The 6,717-nt window shown below is 38.9% G+C and carries 7 protein-coding genes; 6 read left to right on the top strand and 1 reads right to left on the bottom strand.

All coding sequences use genetic code 11. From position 1 onward, the window contains the following. Positions 1 to 925: 925 nt before the first annotated feature. Positions 926 to 1,792 carry an orotidine-5'-phosphate decarboxylase gene (gene pyrF, locus MCQ_RS06470; protein ID WP_006924806.1) on the bottom strand — a complete coding sequence of 289 codons (867 nt, stop codon included), beginning with the start codon at positions 1,790 to 1,792 and terminating at the stop codon, positions 926 to 928. Between the two features lie 545 nt (positions 1,793 to 2,337). Between pyrF and MCQ_RS06475 the strand changes: the two genes are divergently transcribed. From MCQ_RS06475 to MCQ_RS06495, 6 genes are all read left to right on the top strand, one after another. Beyond that, positions 2,338 to 3,540, top strand: coding sequence for an MFS transporter (locus MCQ_RS06475; protein ID WP_006924295.1), 1,203 nt, complete (start codon positions 2,338 to 2,340; stop codon positions 3,538 to 3,540). A 343-nt stretch (positions 3,541 to 3,883) separates the two neighbouring features. After that, a complete protein-coding gene (locus tag MCQ_RS08600) occupies positions 3,884 to 4,606 on the top strand; it encodes an ATP-grasp domain-containing protein (RefSeq protein WP_280641550.1) in 723 nt (240 codons plus the stop codon). 44 nt (positions 4,607 to 4,650) lie between these two features. Next, a complete protein-coding gene (locus MCQ_RS09680) occupies positions 4,651 to 4,794 on the top strand; it encodes a hypothetical protein (RefSeq protein ID WP_245256384.1) in 144 nt (47 codons plus the stop codon). A gap of 349 nt (positions 4,795 to 5,143) precedes the next feature. After that, positions 5,144 to 5,788: an MFS transporter gene (locus tag MCQ_RS09890; protein WP_337250189.1), complete on the top strand. Its 645-nt coding sequence runs from the start codon at positions 5,144 to 5,146 to the stop codon at positions 5,786 to 5,788. After that, entirely contained in the window at positions 5,742 to 6,137 is a 396-nt protein-coding gene (locus tag MCQ_RS06490; RefSeq protein ID WP_006924299.1) for a hypothetical protein, read from the top strand. Before MCQ_RS09890 ends, MCQ_RS06490 begins: the two co-directional genes overlap by 47 nt. Positions 6,138 to 6,173: 36 nt before the next feature. Then, on the top strand, positions 6,174 to 6,635 hold the full coding sequence (locus MCQ_RS06495; RefSeq protein ID WP_006924300.1) for an ATP-grasp domain-containing protein: 462 nt from the start codon (positions 6,174 to 6,176) through the stop codon (positions 6,633 to 6,635). The last annotated feature ends 82 nt before the right edge of the window (positions 6,636 to 6,717 follow it).

The raw sequence follows: 6,717 nt of genomic DNA on the forward strand, positions 1-6,717 counted from the left end.
ACAGGTGACAGGTGACAGGTGACAGGTGACAGGTGACAGGTGACAGGTGACAGGTGACAGGTGACAGGTGACAGGTGACAGGTGACAGGTGACAGTACACAAAACAGAAAAACATGCAATAGCAAAATGTTTAATATTGCACCCTTATTAAGATAATTTATACTGAAAAATCAATAAGTTAATTGTAAAAATTCTCATGCCTGCTCTTCATAAGAGCTTTTCTCCTTACCCCTCGGCTCAAAAAATTCTCCCTTAGCGTTTTCGATACTCTCTGCGTTCTCCTTCTACTCCATCATGCAAAAATTGATTTATAATGATAATTCATCGTTTTACATCTTAAATGAGAACCCCAAATACAGTAAGATTCTCTCATTTCAGACCTGTTGCTATTGAATCCCTCATAACCATTGCCTTGCATGTTACAAGCGAGATTGACGTATAGGTATAAAAACTGTTTAAGAAAGGAGTAAAAATATCTCTTATGCACCGTCTCAATGCAAGAGCAGTCGCAACATTAGGCTTTAGCAAATATAAGAATATGGTGGGCAGCTTGTAGCTTCATAAATGTAAAAAAGAGGATGGCAATGGGTTTCACACAATACCCTCTGCGGAATGGGGTCGTGAGAGGGGCTTTGTGTACGTTGAGAGATGTCTCTAAAAAAACTCATGAATTCGCAAAAAAAATGGCGTTTTATTTTGCGTAAGGAGCGTAATCCATTAAAGCACGAGACAATGGATAATCTCCATTAGGCATCAACACTTCTCTTTTCGCAAGAATCGTCTCGTATATTTTATATCTCTTTCCTAAAAATCAAATGAGATACGCATTATAGATTTTTGCCAAGCATCAAGAAAAAGCTGCTGGTTTGCGATAAGCAGAAGCCTTCTTAAAATAAATAGCATTCTTGATAAAAGATTTTCAGTTTTATGGCATAGACAAAGACTGACAAGACATAAGTGTGCTTTGCGCTTGCTCGGCAAAATCATTGATAACATTTTTTAAATCAACAATATTGCGACCAGCATCTGTAATAGAGCGCGACACAGAGGGAATGACATTCTGCCATAGACTTTGTGGAAATTGATGTACCAACTGTAGCATTGTTCCACCTTGAGCGCCAATACCAGGAACGAGAAACAGACTATTTTTTAACTGCTCGATTGTGTCCTTCGATTCAGATCCTAATGTTGCTCCTATAACTGCACCTATCGGACCAAGATTATGATGCATAACCCGCGACTGGATATTATAATCACAAATGCACTGTGCAAGATGTATGGAGAGTGTCTGATCACCGATAAGCGCATTTCGAATGTGCTTTCCCTCTGGATTAGAGGATTGAACAACCACAAAAACCCCTGCTCCTGTTTCTTCTGCAACCTTTATCAAAGGAATGAGAGCGTCAAACCCCAAAAAAGGATTAACTGTCATGGCATCCGCCTTGAACGCACTGCTTGGACCAAGCCAAGCTTTGCCATAAGCTTCAGCAGTAGAGCCAATATCCCCTCTTTTCGCATCAGCAAGAACCAATAAGCCCTGTTCGTGTGCAATTTCAATGAGTTCCTTAAGCGCTTGAAGACCTTCCACACCATATAATTCAAAAAATGCGACTTGCGGCTTTATGATACCCACTTTGCCAATAACTGCTGTTAAGAGAATATCACAAAAATCTTTTAAACCTTTATAATCAAAGCTTAATTTCCATGAATGGAGAACCTGATGGCTAGGATCAAAGCCAATACAAAGTGGTCCATAGATTTCACGATTTTTTAAAAAAGCTGAACGAAACATTCCACCACCCAATACAATTTCTGTTTCAATTTTTCGATACAACTGAAAAAGAATTAATCGATAAGATCATGATTAACATGTTTTCGTGAAGAAGAAAATTATCTTCTGCATTGATCTTATTCTTCAACAAGAATAAATAGATCATTCTCATTTTTCCGCTTCTTTATCATTGTCTTGCAGACGATCTTGATCATAGGATGCAAAAATCCGTACACGAATTGAAGAGAATGCGTCTCAACAGAGAGATCACATTTATATATTGAGTATATATTGAGCGCCCACTTTTAACGTCTCTGAGATTGAAAGTGAAATCACTCTGTGCCTCCCTTCACCTCTCCAACAGGTCCCCTCATCCGAAAAGAACGGTTCATCGCAGCAAACGAGCATTGTGCAAGCTTTGAGTATAGCGATCATTGACAAAAGCTTCCTGTCTCAACTTTCATTGGAAAAAAATTGGACACAGTGAAATTCAATGATAAACCACATAATATAGCGCAAGAGGAAATTTTAAAAACCGTAAAAGCTTTAGCGTCTTGGGGGGCGTTGTGACAAAGAAGAAATCCATTATTTTTGCTCAAATAGGGCTTTTTATTATTTTGGGCTTTAGCAGCTTTGCTGATGAAACAGCGCAAGTTACATTTGCTCTCCACTTAGCAGAGAGCACAGCCTTTATTTCAATGCTCCTGTTGTCAGGGCTTATCGGCGCAATCTGTGCCGGACCAATTGCCCCGCGCCTCTTACATCGCTTCCAACCAGCGCGAACAGTTACTGTTGTTTTATTATTTGAAGCACTCCTCATAGCGACAGCTGCAATTGCCAACCAGTTTTGGGTTTATATTGCCCTTTCTTTCGCGCTGGGCTGTGCTGGTTCAATCTTTTGGTCTGCAATCCTCGTTTCTGTTCCCGAATTTGCAAAAACTGATCAGCAATTAGACCGACTAAACCGCATTATCCAAACAGTCCGCAATCTTGGTTATATTGCCGGACCACTCCTAGGAGGCGTATTATATGGTTTATCAAACGGACAAAGAGGATTATTTGCACTTTCAATCATGGTTCTTTGTGCAACCTTTATCACTCTCTTCTGTTTTAAAAGTTTAAAAATTCATGCACAAACGACAAAGACAGTGCAACAAACCAAAAAAGGGTTGGATATCATAGGTTTGTTGCGTAAAAAAAATGTTGTCTATGCTCTTTCCCCCCTCATCATTACCATCATCCTCACCTCTGCTCTCAACGTCTTATCGATTGTCCGCATCCGCACTGATCTCAACTTAAGTGCTGAAACCTATGGGATGATTGCAAGCATGATAAGTCTCGGCCTCGTGGTTGGTCCCCTCTGTTTTTCTGGCCTTTTCCAACACTTTGGCAATGCCGCTGGAGCATCACTCGCTGCTGCAACCATCGGCTTTGCAATTTTCTGCTTTTCTCTCACACACATCGTGTGGTTGATGATGCTTTCATTTTTTATCCTTGGGGGTGCCAACGGCGTGCAAAACGCCCTGATGGCAAGTTTTATGATGAAAGCCATTCAGAAAGAACACAGAAACAGTCAAATGCCTGCCTATCTCTTCATCATACAAACAGCCGTATGCATTGGCTTTATAGCAGCCGGCTTTGTCCATGTAGATCACACCCAAGGTGCACTCTTTGCCATCGGCATTGCCACAATGATCACAGGCATATTAGGTTTTGCATTTAATACCACTGCACAAAAAAAGGAACAAAGAGAATTTGAGAATGGGTAGCAAATCCACCCACCAATCACATCTTTTGTTTCACCAGAAGTGGAATTATCAATCTTACAGACAGGTGGGCAACAAGTGTCAACGAAATCTCTGCCCAGTTGGGATATAAAACTCACAATGCCTATGCAATCAACATCTGTAAAGACAAAGCTTGTTTAAGAAAAATCCTCTCTGAAAAAGGTCTGACAAAAGGACAAGCAACTGTTATTAAACGTGCTGCTTTCCAAGACACACACGACCTCTCTTACCCTGTCATTATGAAAGATCCACAGGGAACAAGCTCAAAAAACGTATGGTTTGCAGAAAATAAAACTGAATTTACCGCAATAACCGCAATAATGGAATTGATAAAAACCATACATCACTCAAAAGTATCCTCATTGAAACCTTCTTTACAGGCACACTCTACAGCGCTGAAACCATTAGCTATCAAGGGAAAACAAAGCTTCTCACCCTCTCAAGCAGAATCATGTCAGACATGCCTGACTTTAAAGAACTTGCAACAGCTTTGCCTTTAAACAAAAACACTCTGGAATTACAGGGAATCGAAGAATGGATTAAAAACATCCTAGCAGCTGTTTCCTATCATGATGGCTTTGCACACACGGAATTTATCGTCACTGAAGAAGGCTTTGAAGTTGTCGAAATAAATCCTCGCCTCGGTGGAGGGCAAATTGGTGAAGCACTCTGCAAAGCCTTTAACACTAATATTTACAAAGGATTTTTAGAATGCGCGTTAGGAAGAGAACCTGAATTATTGCAAAAAGAATTGATCCCCCAAACCTTTATTGGTCAAGCGCTTATCTATGCAAAAACAACAGGTAAATTTCAGCAAATAAGCTTGAAACATGCAGGGCGCAAACAAACCACTCTCTACCCATGTGCCTTACAGGGGAAAGAAATTCTGAATTTGAGAGACCAATCTGCATACGTTAGCATTTTATTGACCACAGGAACAATTTCAGAAACGGCTCTGTTAAACGCACTCTCTGAAGCCAACAAAGTAAATCTTGTGGTGGAAAAATTAAAATGCTGCGTAAACTCTTCACTTTCAAAGCAAGCATAAAACTTATTCTCATAACAACTTTACTCAGTAATGTTGGAATATTTATGGTCATTCCTTTTTTGGCCATCTATTTCAGCAAACTTAATTCTCTCAGTACAACAGAAGTTGGCATCATCATCGGGATAGCTTTTTGGTGCCAAAGAGCAGGCTCTCTTTTAGGAGGATTGCCTCCGATTATGTCCATGTAAAAAAAACAATGCTTTTAGGTCTAGCAACACGCATCCCCGGCTATCTTATCATTGGTTTTACGGACAATTTTTATATCCTCCTCCTCTCTTGCGCCTTCATTGGACTAGGAAGCAGTCTATACATTCCTGCTGCGAAATCTTTTTGAGTAAAAAACATCTCGACAGCTGAAAAAGTGGATGCTTGAGCAACAAGATCAATCTTTGCCAATATAGGAGTCTCTATCGGCCCTTTGCTTGGAATGTTGATTTTTAAAATGCTCCCCTCCTTATTATTTAGTCTTGTTGGATTGATCTTTTTTTATTATTTCTTCTGAACTGCACCTTAAAGGAACGCTCTAATACCAACAAATTGGACAAAATAAATTTTTCTGATTTTAGAAAGCTGCTCACCAATAAGTCCATGCTTAACGTTGCACTTTTTATGCTCCTGTTTACCTTTTTTTATATCCAACTTGAAAGCACCATACCTGTGTTGAGTAAGCAGGTTTTGGGAGCAAGTGCTGCTTCTTTTATTTTTATCTTAAATGCCCTCATCGTGATTTTTTTCCAAATGTCTGTCTCAAAATGGGCATGTAAAGAAAACTCCAAAATGCCTATCATATTATCCTTTGTTTTATTTGGATTCTCATTCATCCTCCTCCACTCTCTCGAGTATTCTTATTTTTACCTCTTCTTAGCGGTCATGCTTTTTTCCTTTACTGAAATAATTATACAAATACGCCTCGATTATGATGCAACAAATATAGATGAACGCTTAATCGCTAGTGCCTATGGAGTCATGAGTCTCTCCAGTGCTTTCGGAGGCATAGCGGGAAGTTACTTAAGCTCCCTCTTCTATAACCAAGAAGTTTTTGGATTATCGGTTTGGCAGATCTTGAGTATTGTCTCTCTCAGTGTAGCTCTCCTCTCTCTCCTCATCTTAAAAAAACAAGCAAAAAGGGAAATTGATGGAAAAGCATATTGTACTCTTAAGTCCTCATCATGCCATGATTGATTGCGCACAACGCAACGGCATCAAGATGACAATCTTTGACAAGCCTGAAAATGGTCCCCTCACCGCTTATATGAATCAAGACTCTGTCTTTCTTTTTGATTATCATAACGTACCTTTTACTAAAAAGATCATCAGCGCTATCCATAGTCATCGTAAAATTGATGCTATAATAACTTTAACAGAAAAAGCTCTTCCACTTGCATCACAGCTATCCAGATTTTTAGGGCTTAAAACATTATCATGGGAAACAATAGAACGAATACAGAATAAATATGCAATGCGTTTGTTTCTTTCTGATCACGCAGAGTATTCTCTCAAATTTTTAAAACCAAAAAATAAAAAAGAATGAGAATGTTTTTTTAAAACAACCGGCGGTCAACTTATTGTGAAACCTATAGATAGTTATGGCAGTAAAGATGTTGTCCAAGTCAATTCAATCAATGATATTGCAAATATCTGTTTTTCCTCTAACCTCATAGCTGAAGAATTTATTTCTGGAGAAGAATACTCTGTTGAAGCCTTTAGTTTTTCAGGAAAACATAAAATCATAGCGATTACCAAAAAAAGCCTCATAGAAAATGAAAATGGTAAAAATTTTACTGCCATTGGGCATTGTGTACCAGCTGATTTACCAAAAACAGTACAACAAAAAATAGTCAATTACATTTCACAATTCTTAACGCTCATAGGCTTAGACGAAGGAGCCTCTCACACAGAAATGAAACGAGATGGTAAAAAAATGAGAATTATCGAAACCCATAATAGAATAGGGGGCGACAGAATTTCATCTCTCGTAAAATTAAGCACAGGTGTAGACCTCGTTCAATTATCAATGTTTAAAGTTTAGCCCCTAAGAATCCTTTAAGTATGGAATTATACACTTATAGGCTCTTTTTCCTGTTTTTTTGAGAGGGCGTGATTTTAGTGTC

The sequence above is a fragment of the Candidatus Bartonella washoeensis Sb944nv genome (assembly GCF_000278135.1).
GTDB lineage: Bacteria > Pseudomonadota > Alphaproteobacteria > Rhizobiales > Rhizobiaceae > Bartonella > Bartonella washoeensis.